The sequence below is a fragment of the Tropicibacter sp. Alg240-R139 genome (genome assembly GCF_900537075.1).
In the GTDB taxonomy this organism is placed as follows: Bacteria; Pseudomonadota; Alphaproteobacteria; order Rhodobacterales; family Rhodobacteraceae; genus Falsiruegeria.
In genome coordinates this window covers 522,127-543,897 of sequence record NZ_UNRA01000002.1, presented here as the reverse complement: position 1 = coordinate 543,897, position 21,771 = coordinate 522,127, and the positions used below count along the sequence as shown (strand labels likewise).

The following is a 21,771-nucleotide window of genomic DNA, read 5'->3' as shown; positions in this document are numbered from 1 at the left end:
CAACTGTGAAGACAGGCACCCCCATCAAGTCGACACTATTGGCCATCGTTGCGATCGCAACGGTGGCCTCTTGCACGTCCGGGGGTTTGGACGATCTGCCCGATGGCCCCTTCCCCCCTGGTGTGGACCACAAGCAAGATGCCGTCAGCGGTGTCGAAGTGGGCCAACGCCTGCTCAATGCCGGCGAATACGAACTGGCCCTCGACGCTTTTACCCGCGCGGCCCTGGATCAAGGGATGACCACCGAGATTTTGACAGGATTGGGCACCGCCAACCTTGGTCTGGGTCGACTGGGGCAATCCGAAGAGATGTTGCGCCGCGCCGTTGAAGAGGCCCCGGACTGGCCCGAGGCCTGGAACAATCTAGGCGTGGTTCTGATGGAACGGGGCGAGTTGGCCGAAGCGACCGGAATTTTCCGAAAAGCCTATGCATTGGACAATGGCCAAAGTGACTCAATTCGGGATAATTTACGGATTGCACTCGCAAAATCAGAAAATCCTGATAATAATGCTGGACAACAACAATATAAATTGGTGCAGCGCGGACAGGGTGAATTCCAGATCCGCAAGACACCATGACTAGGGCAAGAGCAGTAAAGGACGCAAAAAATGCGCCACCTCATCTTGATTCCAGCGGTGCTGGCCAGTGGCCTGACGCTTTCGGCATGTTCCGAAAGCGGAGATGAAACCGTTGAACGCGCCTTTCAGGACGTCAACGTCGTGGATGAAAACGATCTGAACGACGTGATGCTGACTGTGGCGGACCCCAATGAGGCCGTTGATTATTTCGCACGTGCAGCCAAGTCGCACCCAGATCGGATCGACCTGCAACGCGGTCTGGCAAAATCTTTGATCCGTGCCAAGCGCAACACCGAAGGTGTGAGCGCATGGACTCGCGTGTCGAAAATGGACGGTTCGAACCCTGATGACTCCGTCGATCTGGCTGATGCGCTGATCCGCACTGGCGATTGGACAGGCGCAGAACAGATGCTTGATTCCGTTCCGCCCACACATGAAACGTTCAAACGCTACCGGCTTGAAGCAATGGTGGCCGACGCCAACCGTGAATGGGGTCGCGCCGATACATTTTATGAAACTGCCGTCGGGCTGACCACACGCCCCGCCGGCGTCATGAACAACTGGGGTTACTCCAAGCTGACCCGTGGCGATTATGCCGAAGCCGAGCGTCTGTTCGGCGATGCCATCCGCCAGGATCAGTCGCTTTTCACCGCCAAAAACAACCTCATTCTGGCCCGTGGCGCACAGCGCAAATATACCTTGCCTGTCATCCCGATGGATCAGATGGAGCGCGCGCAACTTTTGCACACCATGGCCCTGTCGGCCGTGAAGCAAGGCGATGTGACGACTGGCAAGGGCCTGATGCGCGAAGCCATCGCCACCCATCCACAGCACTTTGAAGAGGCGGTCCGGTCCCTGCGGGCGCTTGAAAGCTAACCCATGGTCCTAACGACCTATGCGGCGTGGTGGTTTCTGCCCTTCGTCCTTCCGATCTGCTGCTATGTAGCGCTAACTGACCTGCGCGAAATGCGGATCACCAACAAGGCTGTCATGGCCTTGTTCTTTGTCTTTGTGATCGTTGGTCCCATCGCGCTGCCCTTGACCGATCCTTGGTCTGCCGGTTTCATTGGCCCCTTTGCGGTCGAATTACCCCTTTACGTCTGGCAGTTGCTGCAACTGGTCGTCGTTCTGCTGCTTGGCATGGTATTGAACATGATCGGTGCCGTCGGTGCAGGTGATGCAAAGTTTGCCGCCGCCGCCGCACCCTTTGTTGCCGCCGGGGACGTCCGCGTTCTGGTCGCGCTTTTTGCGGCCAACCTGCTGGCCGCCTGGTCGACCCATAAGATCGCCAAATTCACGGCACTGCGCCGCCTTGCTCCCAATTGGCAAAGCTGGTCCATGGGGCTGGAGTTTCCAATGGGGCTCTCGTTGGGCGGTACGCTGGGACTCTATCTGATCCTGGGCACTGTTTTCGGCAGCTAACGCTTTCGCGTTCACGCCGCGTCTGTGCCCTTGTGATGCCACATTGCCGGGTCAGATTGCCTCTGAGTGTTGATTGCGAAACAGACAGGTCCAGACCATGAATATGCAGCCCACTTCGGTAATTGCGCCCCCAGCCCCCAAGGGATTGGCCGAGATGCAGCTTCCGCTTGTCATGATGCGGGATATTCTGCTCAAGACACTGTTCCGCAAGAACCTGGAAATGGTCAGCGAAATCGCGGAAGCCATCTGCCTGCCACTGTCGGTAACCCAAGAACTGGTGGACCTGACCCGCGATCAAAAGCTGCTTGAGGCGACGGGCACACTGAACGCCAATAGCGGCAACGAGATGGGCTATCAGATGACCGACGCAGGCAAGGCGCGCGCGCTTGATGCGCTCAGCCAGTCGGAATACTTTGGCGCCATGCCAGTACCGCTGGACGTTTACCGTGAACAGGTCAACCGGCAGTCGATCCGCAACATTAATGTCACACGCACGCAGCTGACCAACGCAATGGGGCATCTGGTGCTGCCCGACAGCCTGCTCGATCATCTGGGTCCGGCCGTCAGCGCCGGGCGCTCGATCCTGATGTATGGTCCGCCAGGCAACGGCAAATCCTCGATTTCGAACGGCATCCGCGATGCGCTTGGCGATATGGTCTATGTCCCGCGCGCCATTGAATATTCAGGGCAGGTCATTACTGTCTATGACCCCATCGTGCATACCGCCATCGAGCAAGAGGCCGACGATCCGACCCAACTGCGCCGTCGCAAGCGTTTCGATTCACGTTATGTTCAATGCGAACGCCCGACCGTTGTGACCGGGGGCGAACTGTCGCTGTCGATGCTTGATCTGGTCTACAACCCCACCGCACGCACCTATCAGGCGCCGCTGCAGTTGAAATCAACCGGCGGCATCTTCATCGTTGATGACCTTGGTCGTCAGGCAGAACCTCCGCAGGCGTTGATCAACCGTTGGATTGTTCCGCTTGAAGAGGGCAAGGACATCCTGGGCCTGCAATCGGGTGAAAAATTCGAGGTGCCATTTGACACGCTGGTCATCTTTTCGACCAACTTCCACCCCAACGAAATCTTTGACCAAGCAGCGTTGCGCCGGATCTTCTTCAAGATCAAGATTGATGGTCCGAACCAGGAAAATTTCCTGAAAATCTTTGCGCTAGTGGCCCGCAAAAAGGGCATCCCGCTGGACGAAAGCGCTCTGGTGCATCTGCTCAAGGTCAAATACCCGACCATCGGCAACACCTATGCCAACTATCAGCCTGTGTTCCTGATCGATCAGATGATTGCGATTTGCGAATTCGAAGGCATCCCCTATCAAATGTCCCCCGAGCTGATCGACCGGGCCTGGGCCAACATGTTCGTCAAGGATGAGACGATCGTGAAGTAACCCACACCACCTTTGCAAAATTCAGCAATCAGTCCGAAATATCGTCGACCGACCGCCCATCCATGCAAGAGCATAGGCACCCCTTGTATTGCGTTATCGCAAGAGTGAGCACATCAAAGTAACCGTCGTAGAAACAAAATCGCAGCAATGATTTAGCTCCCACGCCCCTCTCTTCTTCTTGCGAAAAATATCCCGGGGGAGTCGCCCAAAGGGCGGCGGGGGCAGAGCCCCCTTTCCCGTCACCGCCCCTCAAGCTAGGGTCGAGACATGCCCACCCTTCCCCCTCAACTCACGGATTGGTTCACCTCTCGCGGATGGTCCATCCACCCGCATCAGAGCGCGATGCTGGCAAAGGCGCACCAACTCGCAACCCTGCTGATCGCCCCTACAGGGGGTGGCAAGACCATGGCCGGGTTTCTGCCCACTCTGGCAGAGCTTGCCGAGCATGAGCACCAGGGGCTGCATACGCTCTATGTCTCTCCACTCAAAGCCTTGGCGGCGGACATCAGACGTAACCTGCGCACGCCAGTGGATGAGATCGGCCTGCCCATTCGGATTGAAGATCGCACAGGCGACACTTCGGCCACGCAGAAAAAGCGCCAACGTGCGGACCCCCCGCATATCCTGCTGACCACCCCCGAAAGCTTGGCCCTTCTCACGTCTTATGAGGATGCACCGCATATGTTTGCGGGGCTAAAACGGGTGGTCGTGGACGAAATCCACGCGCTGGCCGAAAGCAAGCGGGGGGATCAGTTGATGCTGGCGTTGGCGCGGTTGCAGACTCTCTGCCCCGATCTGCGCCGCGTGGGCCTGTCGGCCACGGTCGAAGACCCGCAGGCCATCGCACAATTTCTGGCCCGACACCCGGACCCTTGCGACATTCTGATGGCAGACCCTGGCCCTGATCCCGACATCTGCATGTTAGAGACCGAAGAGATGCCGCCTTGGGCCGGGGGGGGAGCGGCGTACGCGATCCCGGCGGTGATGGATCAGATCAAGGCGCATAAGACGACGCTGATCTTTCACAACACCCGCGCGCAAGCCGAGATATTCTTTCACAACCTGTGGCTGGCCAACGACGAGGCGCTGCCCATCGGCATCCATCACGGATCGCTGGACCGGCAACAGCGCGAGCGGGTTGAGGCCGCCATGGTACGTGGCGATTTGCGCGCGATCGTCTGCACCGGCAGTCTGGATCTGGGTATCGACTGGGGCGACGTGGATCTGGTGATCCAGATCGGTGCCCCGAAGAACGTCAAGCGCCTGGTGCAACGCATTGGGCGCGCCAACCATCAGTACAACGCACCATCCAAGGCCTTTCTGGTGCCTGCCAACCGGTTCGAAGTGGTGGAATGTGTCGTCGCCCTGGAAGCCGTCAAAGACCACGCACTGGACGGTGAACCACGCGGCGACGGCCCCCGTGACGTGCTTTGCCAACACATCCTAGTCGCCGCGGCAGCCGGGCCGTTTGTGGCGAACGACCTTTACGCCGAAATGTCATCCGCCGGCCCCTATGCCGGTCTCAGCCGCGAGCGGTTTGACGCCTGCCTCGAATTCTGCGCCACGGGGGGATATGCCTTGCGCGCCTATGATCGCTGGCAGCGCCTTATGCTACGCCCCGACGGTCGCTGGCAGTTGCGAGATCCTAGATCAGCCGCTCGCATTCGCATCAACTTGGGCACCATTCAGGACACTGACACGCTCAAGGTGCGGTTAAAACGCAGTCGCGGTGGCAAACCCTTGGGCGAGGTTGAGGAGGCCTTTGCCGCCTCTCTCACCCCCGGAGACACCTTTCTGATTGGCGGGCAGATCGTACGCTATGAGGGTCTGCGCGAGATGACCGTCGAAGTATCCCGCAACGCTGCCAAGAAGCCCAAGATCGCGACGTTTTCGGGCACCAAGTTCGCCACCTCGACCCAGCTGAGCACCCGTATCCTGGACATGTTCGCGCAAGCCGACTGGCCCCAGCTACCAGGGCACACGGCCGATTGGCTGACGTTGCAACGTCGGACCTCGGCCTTGCCGCAGCGGGGCCGGCTGCTGATCGAAAGCTTTCCCCATAATGGGCAAGAACATACCTGCGTCTATGGGTTTTCAGGGCGCAACGCGCAGCAGACCCTTGGGCTTTTGGTCACAAAAAGAATGGAGGAATTGGGCCTGCACCCGTTGGGGTTTGTAGCCACGGATTATGCCACGCTGATCTGGGGCCTTGATCCGCTGACTGACCCTGGCCCGCTGTTCCAAATCGACGCCCTGCGAGAAGGGCTGGACACTTGGCTGGCCGGAAATGCCGTGATGAAACGCACCTTTCGCGGCTGTGCCACCGTCGCCGGGCTGATCGAACGCAACACACCCTCGACCCGCAAGAGCGGGCGTCAGGCGACGTTTTCATCGGACATCCTGTATGACACGCTGCTGAAATATGACCCCGATCATCTGTTGATGCAGATCACGCGGGAAGAGGCGATGCGTGGTTTGGTGGATTTTGGCCGAATTGAAGAGATGATTGCGCGTGTGGGGACCCGGATTGACCTGAGGCGATTAGAAAGAGTGTCGCCGCTGGCTGCGCCTTTGCTTCTTGAGGTTGGCAAAGTACCGGTCAAGGGATCCGCCGAAGAAAAGCTGCTGCAAGAGGAAAGCATGCGCTTGATGGACATGTCAGGTCTGACGCAACTTGGATAGGTCGAGAAATTGCTTGTGCCCTCTGGATATCCGCGCAAAGAACGTTCCATGAACGGTCTGAATTTCACGTTTCGCGGCACCCCCCTGACAGCGCTGGAAAGCGGTGCCCTGTGGTGGCCGGAGCAGCGCCTGCTGTCAGTGTCGGATTTGCATCTGGGCAAATCCGAACGCTATGCCAGGCTGGGACGCGGAACCCTGCCGCCATACGAAACGCAAGATACGCTGATCCGCCTGACCGAAGATCTGGAGCGCACGCAACCCTCGGTCGTGATTTGCCTGGGCGACAGTTTCGATGACACCGCAGCGGCCCATGCACTTGACGAAGAGCACCGCCTGTGGATCGCCAAGCTGCAAGCCGGTCGGCAGTGGTACTGGATCGAGGGAAACCATGATCCCGGCCCCGTCGAGATGAGCGGCAGCCACGTGGCTGAGTTGACCCTTGAAGGTCTGACGTTTCGACATATCGCTGATCCCGACGCGACCGGAGAAGTGTCGGGGCACTACCATCCCAAGGCGCGGATCAGGATGCGCGGCCGCACACTTACGCGGCCTGCGTTTCTGGTGGATGACAGGCGGATCATCCAGCCGGCCTATGGCACCTACACCGGGGGATTGCGCAGCGAAGATGCCCCGGTGTGCGATTTAATGGGACGCGACTCGCGAGCCATTTTGGTTGGTTCAACACCTTGCCTTGTCCCGATGCCCCGCTGAGCCATCAGAATTACATGATCCCGGCTTCTTCCAGCTTTGGCTTGTATTTGCGACTGATGGGCACGTGATCGCCATTGATCAGGCGGATGTAGATACGGCCACCCGTGCGCTCTACACTTTCGATCGCATCTCTTGTGACCCAATGCGACCTGTGGGTGCAATACCCTATGATGGGCTCCATCTCGTCAATGGCATCAGCAAATCGCGATCGGATGGTTATGGTTTCGTCAATCGTAACGACGTCAACGCTGTGGTCATGCACGGTGAGCCTCAGAACAGGCCCTTCGAACCCTTCGGGTAAACGCCGATACAGACGTGGTTGGATGATCTGCCCTTCTTCCTGCGCCGATTGAGGTTCCAACCCAGGGAAACTGCGCCGCAGAACCAACAATCCACTGGCAAAGATCGTGCCGTATTGGAGCATCGTTATCAGATTGGGTATGTCTTTGGTTTCGGGTAACGCTGTCAGCCAGATAAGTGTCCACAAGACGGGGGTAAACAGTATCGTAACCAACGCCACTGTCGCCACGTCGCGTACGATTTGCTTGTGGTTTTCGGCGTATCTTTGGATACATCTCGCGCTGAAATGCGCGATCAGCGCGCCCACAACCATCACCGCGGACCAGAACGTGAACCGCCCCAGGAACGAAACGCCCTCTGTTCCAAAAGGTTTGGCTTGAGCTGCGAGAAGTGTCAGAAAAACCAATACCGGTACTAAAACCAATAGGTTGTGTTTCGACGAAACTTTTTTGAACTTGGAAATCATGAACTACGAGAACTTGAGCAATTGCTACGCTATTTACTGTACCCCAGACGCTGGATGGCCTCAAATCCCCAAGGCGTTTCAAAGTGGCATTTCACGGTTACATTAGTACCGGACTAGACATGACAACACCAGAGGTTGAGCGCTACAAATATGAAGACACGAATAAGTGAAAGTTTCGCGAAACAGGGGATGATGGCGACCCTTGGAGCACATTTGGACACCATCGAAGAAGGCCGGGTCGAGATTTCAGCGCCAATTGCGCCTGCATTTACTCAACAACAGGGCCATGCCCATGCCGCGTTGAGTTTTGCGTTGGGCGATACGGCCGCCGGATATGCTGCATTGACCTGCACGCCTCCTGATCACGAGGTTGTGACCGCCGAGATCAAGATCAACCTGCTTGCACCGGGTCGTGGCACCCATCTGAAGGCAATCGGCCGGGTGTTGAAGCCCGGCCGACGGCTGATCGTTGTGGCGGCTGACGTTTATGCCATCAGCGAGGGGATGGAAACGCATGTGGCTGCGCTGCAGGGCACTATCGTTCCGGTTCCCCTCTGATCAGGCGGTCAGGCCTTCGGGCTCGGGCAGGCCATTGGCACGGCAGCAAGCCGTCAGCGTGTTGGCCAGCAGGCAGGCGATGGTCATCGGGCCAACGCCACCTGGAACCGGAGTTATGGCACCGGCGCGGGCGGCTGCGCTTTCATAGTGTACATCACCCACCAGACGAGTCTTACCTTCGCCTTTTTCAGGCGCATCGATGCGGTTGATGCCCACGTCGATCACAGTGGCCCCTTCCTTGATCCAGTCACCCGGCACCATTTCGGGGCGACCAACGGCGGCCACCACAATATCGGCACGGCGAACGACGTCGGGCAGGTCCTTGGTGCGCGAATGCGCGATGGTTACGGTGCAGCTGTCACCCAGCAGCAATTGCGCCATCGGCTTGCCCACAATGTTCGAACGGCCAATCACAACCGCGTCCAGTCCCGACAGAGAGCCGTGGTGCTCGCGCAGCATCATCAGGCAACCCAGAGGGGTGCAGGGCACCATCGACTTCTGGCCAGTGCCCAGAAGACCCACGTTCGAGATGTGGAAACCGTCAACATCTTTGGCCGGAGAGACCGAGTTGATCACCAGATCTTCGTTCAGGTGCTTGGGCAGCGGCAATTGCACCAAAATGCCGTGAACTGCCGGATCATTGTTCAGCTTGTCGATCAGCGCCAGCAGATCCTCTTCCGAGGTGTCCACATCCAACTTGTGCTCGTAGCTGTTCATGCCGACCTCAACGGTCTGTTTGCCCTTGGAGCGAACATAGACCTGGCTTGCCGGGTCTTCGCCCACTAGCACAACCGCCAGACCGGGGGTGATGCCCTGTTCTTCTTTCAGCTTGGCCACATGCTCGGCCACCTGGCCCCGTACATTGGCTGCAAACGCCTTGCCGTCGATAACCTGCGCTACCATGTCTTGATCCCTTCGCTCAAATCCCGCGTGCCCCATGGGGCCTCAGTCTATGCTGTCACTCGGAGCCAATCACGCACTCCTCACGCGCGATCGACCAGTCAATCAGAATGCGCCACAGTTGCTCGGCCAGTTCGGGGTCCATCCCCTTGTCCCGGGCGGTGGCACGGACGTTCTGAACCACTTCTTCGACACGGGCCGGAATGCGTGCAGGCAAGGCTTCGCCCGGTTTCAACTCGGCGGCGCGGTCTATGTATCCCGAACGAGTGACCAGAAGGTCGATCAGGTGCCGGTCCAGCTTGTCTATTTCGACGCGCAGCGCCTGCATCGAGTCGCAATCGCGCGGCTGTGTCAAAGATGGCATGTTTGTCTCCTGCGGCCCGGATATTACCGGGCCGCAGAAATCGTATTTCTGGACTTAGAACAAGCCCTCGATCTCACCTGCGTCATTGAGGCAGATGGTTTCCGCCGCTGGTTTGCGTGGCAGACCGGGCATGGTCATGATCTCGCCGCAGACCGCGACGATAAAGCCAGCACCTGCGGACAGGCGAACTTCGCGCACCGGAACCGAATGGCCCACGGGCGCACCGCGCAAGCTCGGGTCGGTCGAGAACGAGTACTGGGTTTTCGCCATGCAGACCGGCAGGTTGCCATATCCGGCGGCTTCCCACTCCTTCAGCTGGTTGCGGATCTTGTTGTCGGCTAGAACCTCGTCCGCGCGGTAGATGCGCTTGGCGATGGTTTCGATTTTCTCGAACAGCGACATGTCGTCAGGATAGATCGGCGAGAAGTTCGCAGAGCCGCTTTCGACGATTTCCACAACCTTCTCGGCCAGCGGTGCCGAGCCTTCGGAACCCAGTTCCCAGTGACGCGACAGAACCGCCTCAACCCCGTGGGTTGCGGCGTAATCCTTGACCGCCTGCACTTCGGCGTCGGTGTCGGTGACAAAGTGGTTGATCGCGACCACAACCGGCACACCAAAGGATTTGATGTTCTCGATGTGTCTCCCGAGGTTGGCGCAGCCGTTGTTCACGGCGTCGACGTTTTCGCCGCCCAGATCAGCCTTGGCCACGCCGCCGTTCATCTTCATCGCGCGCACGGTGGCAACCAGCACGACCGCGGACGGCGCAATGCCCGCCTTGCGGCATTTGATGTTCATGAACTTTTCGGCACCCAGATCGGCACCAAAGCCCGCCTCGGTCACGACATAGTCGGACACTTTCAGCGCGGTCTTGGTCGCGATGACCGAGTTACAGCCGTGCGCGATGTTGGCGAACGGGCCGCCGTGCACAAACGCCGGGTTGTTTTCCAGGGTCTGCACCAGGTTCGGCTGCATCGCGTCCTTGAGCAGGACGGTCATTGCGCCTTCGGCCTTGATATCGCGGCAATAGACAGCTGTCTTGTCGCGGCGGTAGGCCACAATGATGTCACCCAGACGCTTTTCCAGGTCCTTCAGGTCGTTGGCCAGGCACAGGATCGCCATAACTTCGGACGCCACGGTGATGTCAAAGCCGGTCTCGCGCGGGAAGCCGTTGGATACACCACCCAAGCTGGCCGTGATCTGGCGCAGGGCGCGGTCGTTCATGTCGACCACACGACGCCATGCAACGCGGCGCACGTCGATCTCGGCGTCGTTGCCCCAGTAGATGTGGTTGTCGATCATCGCCGACAGCAGCGAGTGAGCCGATGTGATGGCATGGAAGTCGCCAGTGAAGTGGAGGTTCATTTCCTCCATCGGCACCACTTGCGCGTAACCGCCACCTGCAGCGCCGCCCTTCATGCCGAAGTTCGGACCCAACGAGGCTTCGCGGATACAAATCATCGCGTTCTTGCCGATGCGGTTCAGACCGTCACCTAGACCAACGGTGGTGGTGGTCTTACCCTCGCCCGCAGGCGTCGGGTTGATCGCGGTCACCAGGATCAGCTTGCCGTCCTCTTTGGACTGGACCGAGTTGATGAAGTCCTGGCTAACTTTGGCCTTGTCGTGGCCGTAGGGCAGCAGATCATCCGAGGAAATGCCGATCTTGGCACCAATCTCCTGAATGGGTTTCTTTTTCGCCTCACGGGCGATCTCAATGTCGGATTTGTAGCTCATCAGCAAGATCCTTGAAGCATGTCGGCAAATACCAAAGGGTCGCCCCTTCAGCGCTGCTCAACCCATAACCGCCAGCTTTCGCAAACAGGGTATAGATTCCGACATTTTCATGCTTCGAAACGGCGTTGGGGACGGTTACGCGTTTCGAATCGGAAACGCAGTATCCGTTGGGATACATTCAAGGTGCCCAAGCGCGTTGATCAGGGATGAAAAGCTGCAACCGATCCCCAAGCGCAATGCCACCGGGGCGCTCTATCCAGGCCGTGATCCCGCGGCGATTCTTTGCGGCAGGTTTGAACGATGCACCGTAGCCCGGTGATTGCGCTTCGATCTCGCGGCCCGGTAGGACACAGGGCCGGTTTTCCATGTCCACCGTCAAAGTTACGCCAGATGGCCCCTGCAAGCGGCTGGACGGCGGGACAAAGGTAAAATCAGGAATCCCCTTGACAATAATCGTTGCGCCCAAAAGCGCGGGATCGAGGGCATCGAGCCCCATCTCTTCTGCTATGGCATCGAGCTCTTCCTGAGACAGGATTGTCAGCTGGCGAACATTGCGGATTTCCGTGCCCTCGGGATACAGGTTTCGAACCCTGACACACGAAGCGCGGTTCGTGCCCTCATGTCGCTCACCTGGCACACCGGCGAACCCAAGGGTCAAATGGTCGGTCGGCTGCGCCTTGAGCGTACCGCCTGACGCTACATGCCCTATCCAGACAATTTCCCCAGCATAAAGCGTTTCCTTGAGTACCGGCATCCCGCGCCTCCCCTGCCTGTGTTCGGATGTCTCGAGTGATCGAGGACACCATACGGCAATTCCAAAGGGGTTCCAGAGAAACAAAATGCTCCCGCCCGTCGTCCATAGGACGCAAGGCCGCGCGGGGGGCCAACATCTCACAAGCGAGAAGCCCCAGAGACATCTCCGGGGCTTTTCAAACTTATCTAGACTAGGCTGTCGGTTCCGGTTCCATTCCACCCTCGGCCGAGGGTTTCTTGGGCTTGGTCTTGGGAATGGCCGTGACGCTCGGTGCATTGCCCTCGTCCGGGCTATCACCGTCGTCGTCACCCGCACTTGGCGGTTCACCGTTCATGACGCGGCGGATTTCCTCACCGGTCAGAGTTTCGTACTCCAGCAGCCCTTGGGCCAGGCGGTCCCATTCCTCTTTCTTTTCAGTGAGGATCTGATACGCCCGTTCATAGCCTTCCTGAATGAAGCGTTTCACTTCTTCTTCGATCAGCTCTTTGGTGTTGGCCGAAACCGAGAACCCTGCGGTATTCCCGCTATAGCCCTCGTGCGCCTCAGCATAATCGATGTTGCCGATTTTATCGGACATCCCCCACCGCAGAACCATGGCACGGGCAAGTTGGCTGGCCTGCTGGATGTCCCCAGCAGGACCGTTGGATACGTGGTCTGCGCCGTATTTGATGATCTCGGCGGCTTTACCGGCCATGGTCATCGCCAGTTTTTGCTCACACTCTGACTTGTGCCAGTTCAGACGGTCGATTTCGGGCAAGGACACCACCATCCCCAACGCTCCACCGCGCGGGATAATCGTGGCTTTATAGACAGGATCGCATTCCGGCAGAGACAGCCCAACAACAGCGTGACCGGCTTCGTGATAGGCCGTCTTTTCCTTTTGATCCTGCGTCAGAACCATCGAGCGCCTTTCGGCCCCCATCATGACCTTGTCTTTGGCGTTCTCGAAATCTTCCATCGTGACAAACCGGCGGCCCACACGCGCTGCCATCAGCGCAGCCTCGTTCACAAGGTTGGCCAGATCCGCCCCCGAGAAACCCGGTGAGCCGCGCGCGATGATGCGCAGATCCACATCAGGACCCAAGGGGGTCTTGCGCGCATGAACGCCCAAGATCTTCTCGCGGCCTTTGATGTCGGGATTACCGACAGTCACGTTGCGATCAAAGCGACCCGGGCGCAGCAGCGCGGGGTCCAGCACGTCTTTGCGGTTGGTGGCCGCCAGGATGATCACGCCTTCGTTGGCCTCAAACCCGTCCATTTCAACCAGCAGCTGGTTGAGGGTTTGTTCGCGTTCGTCATTACCGCCGCCATACCCAGCACCACGATGGCGACCGACGGCGTCGATTTCGTCGATGAAGACGATACAGGGCGCGTTTTTCTTGGCCTGTTCGAACATGTCGCGGACACGGCTTGCGCCGACGCCGACGAACATTTCGACAAAGTCAGACCCCGAAATGGTGAAGAACGGTACGCCCGCTTCACCCGCAATGGCGCGGGCCAGAAGCGTCTTACCAGTACCCGGAGGGCCCACCAGTAGCGCGCCCTTTGGAATTTTGCCGCCCAAGCGCGAGAATTTCTGCGGGTTGCGCAGGAATTCAACGATTTCTTCAAGCTCTTCCTTGGCCTCGTCGATGCCCGCAACATCGTCAAATGTCACGCGGCCATGTTTTTCGGTCAGCATCTTGGCCTTGGACTTGCCAAAGCCCATTGCGCCACCTTTGCCACCGCCCTGCATGCGGTTCATGAAATAGACCCAAACACCGATCAGCAACAGGAAGGGCAACAGAGTAATCAGAAAGGACTGAAAGCCCGACTGCTGCTGTTTCTCAGCGCGGACTGGCACGTTCTGCTCGATCAGCAGCGTGGTCACTTCGGCGTCGCCGGGTTTGATGGCGACATAATCCTTGCCGTCCGCCATGCGGTAGCGGACCTGCTCGCCATCCAGGGTCACCTGGCTGACGTCGCCGGATTCAACCGCGCTGACAAAATCAGAATAAGTTCGCTCCTGGCTTTGCAGTGTGCCACCGGATCCGCTGAACAAATTGAACAGTGCAAGAATCAACAGGAACAGTACAACCCAGAAGGCAATATTGCGTGCGTTGCCCAAGGCAAATCTCCCAAATCTTCGGCTTTTAGAGGGTTAGCCGATCAGACCACTAAAATAGAGAGGATTGAGGCAGGTTCAATGAGATAAAAGCGTTGCAAAGAACTCTTCTTCGCTCGATGGCCCTTGAATGCCCCATCCATTGGCGGCAGCTGCAAAAGGAGCAGCTATCACTACGCCCCCCCGCCATGCCGCCGGCGTGGCCGTCAAAGCCGCATGCGGACGCCCCGTTTCGCGCCATTCCGGGCACTGCAAAAGGCCCTTTTCACCAAGGGCGGCGATGGTGACTTGTTCGTGATCTGGCCCAATCATGCGCCACCTGTTATCCCAAAGTTCGCCCGGATTAACGCGAAGGTCACGCACCGCGTTGAACTCGCGACAGACCCGCATCCATTTGCGTTGTTTGACAATACGGCACCCGCCAAGCTGCGCAGGTGTCCCCTGGCCGATCGCAGTCAACGCCATCATCGTAGGGATCCGCCGGGGCCGATCGGTTCCGCCATTAACCCAGGCTACAGCCCCCAGCAACAGACGGCGGGCCGTCTCCTGCGGCAAATTTACAAAACGGTCCATATCCAACACCACGTCACCCGCGTCCACCTTGCAGACAACGCGCGCCTCGGCCTGAGTGTGGTAATCCAGCGCTGCCTGCACATGGGCCATATTTTGCGCGACCTGCGCCAAAGCAGGTGTAGATAGCCCCAATTCCGACAGGGCCGCACCGGCCTGACGCATGCGAATGCGCTCGAACCGGGCGTTCTGATTCGATGGGTCTTCTATCCAGTCCAGGCTTTGCCGCCCAAGATAATCGCGCAGGTCTTGCCGACTGTGGTGCAGCACGGGCCGCATCAACGTGATGCCGCCCAGTACCCGGTGCTCTGGCATGGCAGCCAATCCATCGACGCCCGAGGCTCGGCTGAGCCCCATCAAAACGGTCTCGGCCTGATCATCGCTCGTGTGTCCCACCAAAAGGGCCTGTACGTCTTCTTGCCTCGCCCACTCGGCCATCACCTCATAACGCGCTTTACGGGCCTCTGCCTGCAGGTTGCCGTCGCCAGACCAACCTGACCAGTTCAGCGTTGTGTGCTCAATCCCCCACTCGGCGGCCCACCGGCTGACCTGATGCGCTTCACCTGCGGCCTCGGGGCGCAGACTATGATCAACAGTTACGGCCTGAACTCGAATGTCTATTGCCTGAGCCACCCGACTCATCAAGTGCAACAAGGCGACCGAATCCCCGCCGCCCGAGACTGCGACAGCCACATGCGTTAGGTGATGCGCGGCAAGACGGGTGTGCAGGTCCTTCAGCAGCGCTGCGTCAGCCGCGATCAAGAGCACCCCAGAGACGTCATTTCCTGTTGAGCGGTGCCTACAGCGGGCACCCCCGGGAAGCGGACCCCCACCTCGGCCAATGTCACGCAGGCCTGATCCACCTGCCCCAGACGCCCCAGTGCAGAACCCAGTTCGAAAAGAGCATCGGCCGCGACCGGGCCGGTCGAGTCGTTGGTAAAGCTGGCCAGATAGGCACGCGCCGCCTCGCGGGTGTCGCCAAGACCATCCAGCGCCTTGCCCCTGTTCAGATGCGCCCTCGGCCCAAGCGGACTACCAGGGTAGGATGCGTCAAAGTTGTTCAAAAGATCGGCGGCCTTGCGATATTCACCCGCCTCCAGCGCAGCCTTAGCCGCGTCGAATTCGGCCTTTTCGCCCACAGCCAATTCGGTGTCATCAGGAATACTTGGCGCCACCGGGTCGAACAGAGGCGTTTCGGCATCGCCACCCAAGGTGCTGGTTTCATCCAGCGTCGATACATCCCCGCCCTCAAGCTCGACCAGGCGGAATTCCAGATCACCTATACGGTTGGTGCCATCCGCCACAATGCGATCGATGCGCTGGTTCATCTGCTCGGTCTGACGTGTCAGGCGCTGCAATCCGGCCTCTATCGTGTCTACCCGCTCTAGAACCGACCCGCTCGCCTGGCTTGTGGTTGGTGCGCCGGTCGTTGACAGTTCGCGCTTGAGGCGTTGGACTTCCACGTTCAATACCGTCAGCTCTTGCCGGATGTCGGCCAAGGTTTGCGCATCCTGCGCGTCGGCCATTCCTGCTGTCAGCCCAATGACGGCTGCGAAAATCAAACCTCGAACACGCATGCGCTTACCCCGTCAATCCACCGGCCAGCACGGTCACCGCGCGCCGGTTGTTGGTATAACATGCCTCTTCGCTGCAAATCTCGATCGGGCGTTCCTTGCCGTAGCTGACCACCTTTAGGCGCGTCCCGGCCACGCCGCGCGAAACCAGAAACTCGCGTGCGGCATTGGCGCGACGTGCACCCAGCGCAAGGTTGTACTCGCGGGTGCCCTGCTCGTCGGCGTGGCCTTCGATCGTGGCGGCAAAGTCGGTATTTTCCAGCAGCCAAGTCGCCTGCGCCTGCAAGGTTGCGCGCGCGGCATCGTTCAGCGTGGATTGATCGACTTCAAACAAAACACGGTCGCCTACGGCCTGTTGGAAATAGGCCGGTGACCGAGGGTCAGCTGTTGATCCAGCGCCCGCTGCCCCACCCAGATTGACCGAATTGGCGTCGTCGAGTGCCGAATTGTTTGTACAGGCTGCCATGGCCACAAGCGCCACCGCCATCGAAATCTTGCTCAAAAGGTTCATATCAATTGTCCCGCGTGTGTCGCTTGTTGTTGATCTTTTCGTATCACAGCCCCCAAGCCAAGTGAACGCAAGGGGAACTGTGATAAAGTGCTCGTCATTTCTGCCCCATCAATTCTGCAGTGGTGACCACGCCGGGTCGCTGCCACCATCGGGCGTGCGTACCGGGCGTAGGTTTCGCCCCGAGATGTCCACGGTATAAAGCGAAGAACGCCCGTTCTCGCCCCGCGTCTCGCGCGTGAACATTATGACACGCCCGTTCGGAGACCAGCTTGGCCCCTCGTCGAGGAAAGAGGCGGTCAGCAAGCGCTCCTCGCTGCCGTCGGTGCGCATCACGCCGATATGAAACCGGCCCTTGTTCTGTTTGGTAAATGCGATCAGGTCACCGCGCGGCGACCAGACCGGGGTGCCATAGCGCCCCTGACCAAAGCTGATCCTCTTGGCATCGCCCCCGCTGGCCGACATGGCATAAAGCTGCGGCGTACCCGAGCGGTCGCTTTCAAAGACGATCTGCTGCCCATCAGGCGAATAGCTGGGTGCGGTTTCAATCGACGGCGTGCTGGTCAACCGCCGCGCCTGTCCCGAGGCGATGTCCATCGTGTAAAGATCGGTGTTGCCGCCCTGGCTGAGCGAATAGACTACCGTTTTGCCATCGGGCGAGAAACGCGGCGCAAAGCTCATCGTGCCTTCGGCGCTTTCCAGAACGCGGCGCTTGACCTGCCCCACGTCCAGCACATGGATGCGGGGAAAGCCGCTTTCATAGCTGGTGTAAAGCACCCGGTCGCCAGTGGGTGAAAAGCGCGGTGCTAGCACAATGGCCGAACTGTCGGTCAGATACTGCACGTTGTGGCCATCATAATCCATGATCGCCAATCGCTTGCGGCGCTGGTTCTTGGGGCCGCTTTCGGACACGTAAACAACGCGGCTGTCGAAATAGCCACCCTCGCCCGTGATCCGGCTGTAGACTGCATCGGCCACCTTATGCGCCATGCGTCGCCATCCGTCCTTGGTGCCGGAAAACTGCATGCCCGGCTCGATCTCCTTGTCCGAGAACACATCCCAGACCCGGAACCGCACCGTGACGCGGTTGCCCTGGACATTGACCGCGCCAGTGACCAGAGCCTGCGCGTTGATCGCTTTCCAGTCGGCGAATTTGATCGGGTCATCAAAGCCCGTGACCTGGCTGATATAAGCGCTGGCAGGCACTTCGCGGAACAGGCCGGTGCCCGAGAGGTCAGCGGCCACCACACGGGCCAGATCTGCGGCCAGCTCGGATGCGGCCCCTGAATCGGGCACAAAGTTCGGCACCGCAAAGGGCAGCGGTTCGATCACGCCTTCGGTGATTTCGATCCGCAGCGGTTGGTTCTGTGCGCTGGCCTGCGTGGCCATCAGTGAAAGGCCCAGAAAAAGGCTTACCAAGAACTTCATCATTTGATCCGCATCCTCTCGGGATTGAATGTCACTTCGATGTCACGCCACTGGCCGTATTTCTCGGCCGGCAGATCATAGCCTTTTGCGCCACATCGGATAATAGCACGTCGTGCCGCCTGATACGCCTGTTGCGCCGAGGACGCAGAACCGCCCGTGCTGTCCAACATGCGGATCGAACCCGCATCGGGTTTACCGTCCTTTTGCATCGAAAAAGCAACCACAACAGTCGTCTGCAACGCCTCTGACGACAAGGCACCAACGTTCCAGCAGCGGGACATCGCCAAACGCAGCCCATCTTTTTCTCCGCCGGTAAGCGGCGGACCAAGCGGGATGTCTTCCTGGCTTCCGGCCAAGGCCTCGGCCAAAGCATCCTGTACCCCGCTGGGGGACGTTGGTTCCGGCGTGGATTGGAGCGCCGTTTGCGTCGGCGGCGTGGGGCGGCGCGCGGGCGGACGCGGCGAACGCAGCGGGGCCAGTTCATCGCTGTCGTCGGCCTCGGTCACGATCTGATCCGTGGCTTCTTCGGGGGCGGTCTGTTCCTGTTCGGGCTGCGGCTCTTCGGCGCCCTCCTCGGCCACGACGGGCGGGGTTTCCACCTCGTCAGGTATTGCATCGGGCGGCGGCGCAACAACGGGTTGCGGGGCCACACGTTCTACCGGGCGCGGCTTGGGGCGTTTGCCAGGCGGGTTCAGGTCAATGACGGGCTCGGGGGCTGGCTGCACCAGGGTGGCCGTCTCTTCGCTTACCTGCGGATCAGGCGCCTCGGTCACTGGCTCAGGTTCAGGCTCTGGTAGGGGTTCGACTATCGGCTCGGGCTGCTGTTGTTCCGGCTCAGGCTGGGGGGCCTCTGGGACGGCCACTTCTGTTTCGGATGTATCAGGTTGCTGCAACGCATCGGGCTGCTGCGATACTTCGGGCGTTTGAACCGGCGCGCTGAGCGCCGCGAATTCCTCGGATGAAATCACCGAGACATCCTGCACATCAAACGGCAACGGCTCGGACCGGAAGGCTCCGCCGAGAAACGCCCATCCGACCAGGGTCACATGGACAACTGCCGAGATCTTGGTGCCGGTCTGCAAACCGCTGCCTCACTCTCCGCCTTCGTCAAACGTAGGCCCGCCGGTGTCGGTCACAAGACCCACGTTGGTAAATCCGCCTGCGTTCAACGCACCCATCACTTGCATCACCATGGCGTAGGGAACTGAGCCGTCCGCGCGCAAATACACCTGATCGCTGCTGCGCTCTGCCGCGATGGCACGCAAGCGGGACACCAAGGCGCTGCGCTCGACCGCGGTGGTCTGGATTTCGACGCCGCCCTCGGCTGTGATAGTCACAGTCAGTGGCTCTTCGCTTTCAGACGGCAACGCGCCAGCGGCTGTCTTGGGCAATTCCACCGGAACGCCAACCGTCAATAACGGCGCGGCCACCATGAAGATGATCAGCAGCACCAGCATAACGTCGACAAAGGGAGTCACGTTGATCTCGGCCATGGGGCGCGCGCGACCGCGCCTGCGCCCACGCCGCCGTCCGCTGTCCTCGGTCGGTTGCTGTACACCCGCGCCCATGGCTCAGCTGTCCAACTGACGCGACAGGATGGTGGCGAATTCGTCGGCAAAGGCCTCGTACCCGGCCACAATGCGATCGCTGTCTGCGCTCAGCTTGTTATAAAAAATCACGGCCGGAATTGCTGCAAGCAGGCCCAGACCGGTCGCCAACAGCGCCTCGGCAATGCCCGGTGCCACAACGGCCAGATTGGTGTTTTGCTGTTCGGCAATCTCGATAAAGGCATTCATGATGCCCCAGACCGTGCCGAACAGACCAACGAACGGCGCAGTCGAGCCCACGGTCGCCAACACTGGCAAGCCCTTTTGCAAGGCTTCCGCCTCTTTGTTGATCGCCACATCCATCGACCGGTCAATCCGCGCCTGCGCACCGGCGATCAGCCCACCATCGGTGCGATGCGAACGGCGCCATTCAATCATGCCTGCGGCAAAGATCTTTTGAGAACTTCCCTTGGCGTCCGGCCCAATCTGTTCGAACAACGCATCCAGCGGCTCACCCGACCAAAACGACTTGTCAAAGATGTCCGCCTCACGCCGTGCAGCGCGATACATGATCTGCTTTTGGATGATGATGGACCACGCCCAGAACGACGCCACCATCAAGAGGACCATCACAAGTTTGACGGTGAGCGTCGCGCGCGCGAACAATCCCCAAAACGAGAAATCGATCTCCTGCGCCAGCGCCAGAGTTTCTGCTTCCATGAACCTGCTCGTTCTTTGCCTTGCGGCCGGTTTTGTCGGCCTTGTTTGGGCAGACGCTACCTCAGATCGGGATGAAATGCCAACATAACCACCCCCAGCACACGATTTATTGCATCAATGCGCGAATCTCTGCCGGAAGGCGGGTTGGGCGCCCTTCGGTCGTCATGCACACGGCGGTTACGGAGGCCCTGAAAATTTCGATGTCACCACGTGTGATCAACTGGTTCATGGTCAACCGGACACCCGACAGACTGGCGATCTCGGTTTCCACCAGCAACTCGTCGTCGAATTTGGCGGTGTTGAGGTACTCGGCCTCGATCTTGCGCACGACCCAGACAAGCCCCGCGTCTTTCATGGCGTTCTGGTCATTGCCCAGATTGCGCACCCAGTCCGAGCGCGCCCGCTCGATGTAGCGCAGGTAATTGGCGTGGTAGACAATCCCACCCATGTCGGTGTCTTCGTAATAGACGCGAAGGGGAAAGAGGTGTTTCACTGCGCCGCCCCCATTCGCGCGAAAATCCGCAAGGCGTGCGAGGCGTCCTGCGCCGCGGTCGGCAGCACAGGGTCATAGGCGGCCCGGATCACATCGGCGATGTCGGGACGCAGGATGGTGGTTTCGCCAGCCACGGCCAAGGGCGAGCGCTCGCGGAACGCCAGATCAGACCAAAGCAGCATAATCTGCACCACCTGACTAAGCGCCAGAGTTTCTGCCGGGATCTCGGACATTTCGTCGTCCATCCGCAGGAACACAAAGGCAGCCTTGATCGCGCCATCCTCCTCGAACCGGAAAGCGCGGTATTGGTTTGCACCTGCCGCTGTCAGTCGCGCCACCAACGGGGCAAGATCTGGCACCAGTCGGCCCAGATCGGGAACATCCAGCAGTTCGGCCCAGTCGCGGAAGAAAAACACCATGCAGTTGGCGCCCAACTCAGGGTCGGTCTCGGCCATCTTGTGGCCTGCAAGCGTCACAACCGCCTCAAACGCGCCTTTGACGACTTCGAGCGTCTGCTCTTCCACGCCAAACACAATCGGCACGATCGGGCGCGACCAGCGGGCAAAGACAAAATCGCCGCCGTCACGGGTAAACAGGGCTTCGATCTCTTGCGGTGTCATGCCTCTTCCACTTCCAGATAGCTGCCCCACTTGCGATGCAGGGCTTTGCCCGGATCTATGCCCTGCCAATCGGCAAACAGCAACACAAAGCCCAACAGATCAGCCACCTCATCCTCCAGATCCGCACGCGATCCCTAGCCGCGCCCCTGCCCTGCCAGCTTCAGACAGGCCGAGGTCACCTCGCCCAGCTCCTCGGTCATTTTTCCCAGATACCAGGTGGCGTCACCCTCGACATCAAAGCGTTCAGCGTAGATGTCCGAAATCTTGCGCGCCAAGGCGGTCAGGTCTGAAAGTCGCTCGTCCATAGTTTCTTTTGTTCCAAATACGGCCGCCGAA

Annotated in this window: 23 protein-coding genes; 7 read left to right on the top strand and 16 right to left on the bottom strand. The window is 59.3% G+C overall.

The genetic code is table 11. The annotated features are described in order from the left end of the window. The first annotated feature begins 5 nt into the window (after positions 1-5). The 6 genes from G6R15_RS10240 to pdeM all read left to right on the top strand — a co-directional run bounded on the left by G6R15_RS10240 (position 6) and on the right by pdeM (position 6,798). Positions 6-578: a tetratricopeptide repeat protein gene (locus G6R15_RS10240; protein WP_373456008.1), complete on the top strand. Its 573-nt coding sequence runs from the start codon at positions 6-8 to the stop codon at positions 576-578. A 30-nt stretch (positions 579-608) separates the two neighbouring features. Further along, positions 609-1,454, top strand: a complete 846-nt coding sequence (locus tag G6R15_RS10235; protein WP_164659759.1) for a lipopolysaccharide assembly protein LapB — start codon at positions 609-611, stop codon at positions 1,452-1,454. 3 nt (positions 1,455-1,457) lie between these two features. After that, positions 1,458-2,000, top strand: coding sequence for a prepilin peptidase (locus G6R15_RS10230; RefSeq protein WP_164659758.1), 543 nt, complete (start codon positions 1,458-1,460; stop codon positions 1,998-2,000). Positions 2,001-2,097: 97 nt separating this feature from the next. Further along, positions 2,098-3,405: an ATPase gene (locus G6R15_RS10225; RefSeq protein ID WP_164659757.1), complete on the top strand. Its 1,308-nt coding sequence runs from the start codon at positions 2,098-2,100 to the stop codon at positions 3,403-3,405. Positions 3,406-3,672: 267 nt separating this feature from the next. Further along, complete coding sequence (locus G6R15_RS10220; RefSeq protein ID WP_164659756.1) at positions 3,673-6,087, top strand: ligase-associated DNA damage response DEXH box helicase; 2,415 nt, start codon at positions 3,673-3,675, stop codon at positions 6,085-6,087. 48 nt (positions 6,088-6,135) lie between these two features. Further along, the gene (gene pdeM, locus G6R15_RS10215; protein ID WP_164659755.1) at positions 6,136-6,798 is read left to right on the top strand and encodes a ligase-associated DNA damage response endonuclease PdeM; all 663 of its coding nucleotides are present in this window, start codon (positions 6,136-6,138) and stop codon (positions 6,796-6,798) included. 10 nt (positions 6,799-6,808) lie between these two features. Here pdeM and G6R15_RS10210 read toward each other — a convergent pair whose 3' ends face one another. Then, entirely contained in the window at positions 6,809-7,564 is a 756-nt protein-coding gene (locus G6R15_RS10210; RefSeq protein WP_164659754.1) for a LytTR family DNA-binding domain-containing protein, read from the bottom strand. A gap of 150 nt (positions 7,565-7,714) precedes the next feature. Here G6R15_RS10210 and G6R15_RS10205 point away from each other — a divergent pair, with 150 nt between their 5' ends. Beyond that, positions 7,715-8,122, top strand: a complete 408-nt coding sequence (locus G6R15_RS10205) for a PaaI family thioesterase (protein ID WP_164659753.1) — start codon at positions 7,715-7,717, stop codon at positions 8,120-8,122. Here the strand turns inward: G6R15_RS10205 and folD are convergent, their stop codons facing one another. The 15 genes from folD to G6R15_RS22875 all read right to left on the bottom strand — a co-directional run bounded on the left by folD (position 8,123) and on the right by G6R15_RS22875 (position 21,740). Continuing rightward, positions 8,123-9,025, bottom strand: a complete 903-nt coding sequence (gene folD / locus G6R15_RS10200; protein ID WP_164659752.1) for a bifunctional methylenetetrahydrofolate dehydrogenase/methenyltetrahydrofolate cyclohydrolase FolD — start codon at positions 9,023-9,025, stop codon at positions 8,123-8,125. It abuts the gene before it with no gap. A 55-nt stretch (positions 9,026-9,080) separates the two neighbouring features. Further along, positions 9,081-9,386 carry a chorismate mutase gene (locus tag G6R15_RS10195; protein WP_164659751.1) on the bottom strand — a complete coding sequence of 102 codons (306 nt, stop codon included), beginning with the start codon at positions 9,384-9,386 and terminating at the stop codon, positions 9,081-9,083. Between the two features lie 54 nt (positions 9,387-9,440). After that, the gene (locus G6R15_RS10190) at positions 9,441-11,117 is read right to left on the bottom strand and encodes a formate--tetrahydrofolate ligase (RefSeq protein ID WP_164659750.1); all 1,677 of its coding nucleotides are present in this window, start codon (positions 11,115-11,117) and stop codon (positions 9,441-9,443) included. A 178-nt stretch (positions 11,118-11,295) separates the two neighbouring features. Beyond that, complete coding sequence (locus G6R15_RS10185) at positions 11,296-11,871, bottom strand: MOSC domain-containing protein (protein ID WP_164659749.1); 576 nt, start codon at positions 11,869-11,871, stop codon at positions 11,296-11,298. Between the two features lie 190 nt (positions 11,872-12,061). Then, on the bottom strand, positions 12,062-13,978 hold the full coding sequence (gene ftsH, locus G6R15_RS10180; protein WP_164659748.1) for an ATP-dependent zinc metalloprotease FtsH: 1,917 nt from the start codon (positions 13,976-13,978) through the stop codon (positions 12,062-12,064). Between the two features lie 75 nt (positions 13,979-14,053). Beyond that, entirely contained in the window at positions 14,054-15,313 is a 1,260-nt protein-coding gene (gene tilS / locus G6R15_RS10175; protein WP_205520504.1) for a tRNA lysidine(34) synthetase TilS, read from the bottom strand. Then, complete coding sequence (gene ybgF, locus G6R15_RS10170; RefSeq protein WP_164659746.1) at positions 15,304-16,122, bottom strand: tol-pal system protein YbgF; 819 nt, start codon at positions 16,120-16,122, stop codon at positions 15,304-15,306. Before ybgF ends, tilS begins: the two co-directional genes overlap by 10 nt. Positions 16,123-16,126: 4 nt before the next feature. Further along, on the bottom strand, positions 16,127-16,630 hold the full coding sequence (pal, locus tag G6R15_RS10165) for a peptidoglycan-associated lipoprotein Pal (RefSeq protein WP_164659745.1): 504 nt from the start codon (positions 16,628-16,630) through the stop codon (positions 16,127-16,129). A 108-nt stretch (positions 16,631-16,738) separates the two neighbouring features. Further along, entirely contained in the window at positions 16,739-18,058 is a 1,320-nt protein-coding gene (gene tolB / locus G6R15_RS10160) for a Tol-Pal system beta propeller repeat protein TolB (RefSeq protein ID WP_164659744.1), read from the bottom strand. Next, positions 18,055-19,137, bottom strand: a complete 1,083-nt coding sequence (locus G6R15_RS10155; protein WP_164659743.1) for an energy transducer TonB — start codon at positions 19,135-19,137, stop codon at positions 18,055-18,057. Before G6R15_RS10155 ends, tolB begins: the two co-directional genes overlap by 4 nt. A 9-nt stretch (positions 19,138-19,146) precedes the next feature. Next, positions 19,147-19,623, bottom strand: coding sequence for a protein TolR (gene tolR / locus G6R15_RS10150; RefSeq protein ID WP_164659742.1), 477 nt, complete (start codon positions 19,621-19,623; stop codon positions 19,147-19,149). A gap of 3 nt (positions 19,624-19,626) precedes the next feature. Next, the gene (gene tolQ / locus G6R15_RS10145; protein ID WP_164659741.1) at positions 19,627-20,322 is read right to left on the bottom strand and encodes a protein TolQ; all 696 of its coding nucleotides are present in this window, start codon (positions 20,320-20,322) and stop codon (positions 19,627-19,629) included. Between the two features lie 106 nt (positions 20,323-20,428). Then, entirely contained in the window at positions 20,429-20,815 is a 387-nt protein-coding gene (gene ybgC, locus G6R15_RS10140; RefSeq protein WP_164659740.1) for a tol-pal system-associated acyl-CoA thioesterase, read from the bottom strand. Continuing rightward, positions 20,812-21,435 carry a hypothetical protein gene (locus tag G6R15_RS10135; protein WP_164659739.1) on the bottom strand — a complete coding sequence of 208 codons (624 nt, stop codon included), beginning with the start codon at positions 21,433-21,435 and terminating at the stop codon, positions 20,812-20,814. Before G6R15_RS10135 ends, ybgC begins: the two co-directional genes overlap by 4 nt. A gap of 134 nt (positions 21,436-21,569) precedes the next feature. Then, positions 21,570-21,740, bottom strand: coding sequence for a hypothetical protein (locus tag G6R15_RS22875; protein WP_240336727.1), 171 nt, complete (start codon positions 21,738-21,740; stop codon positions 21,570-21,572). Between the last annotated feature and the right edge of the window lie 31 nt (positions 21,741-21,771).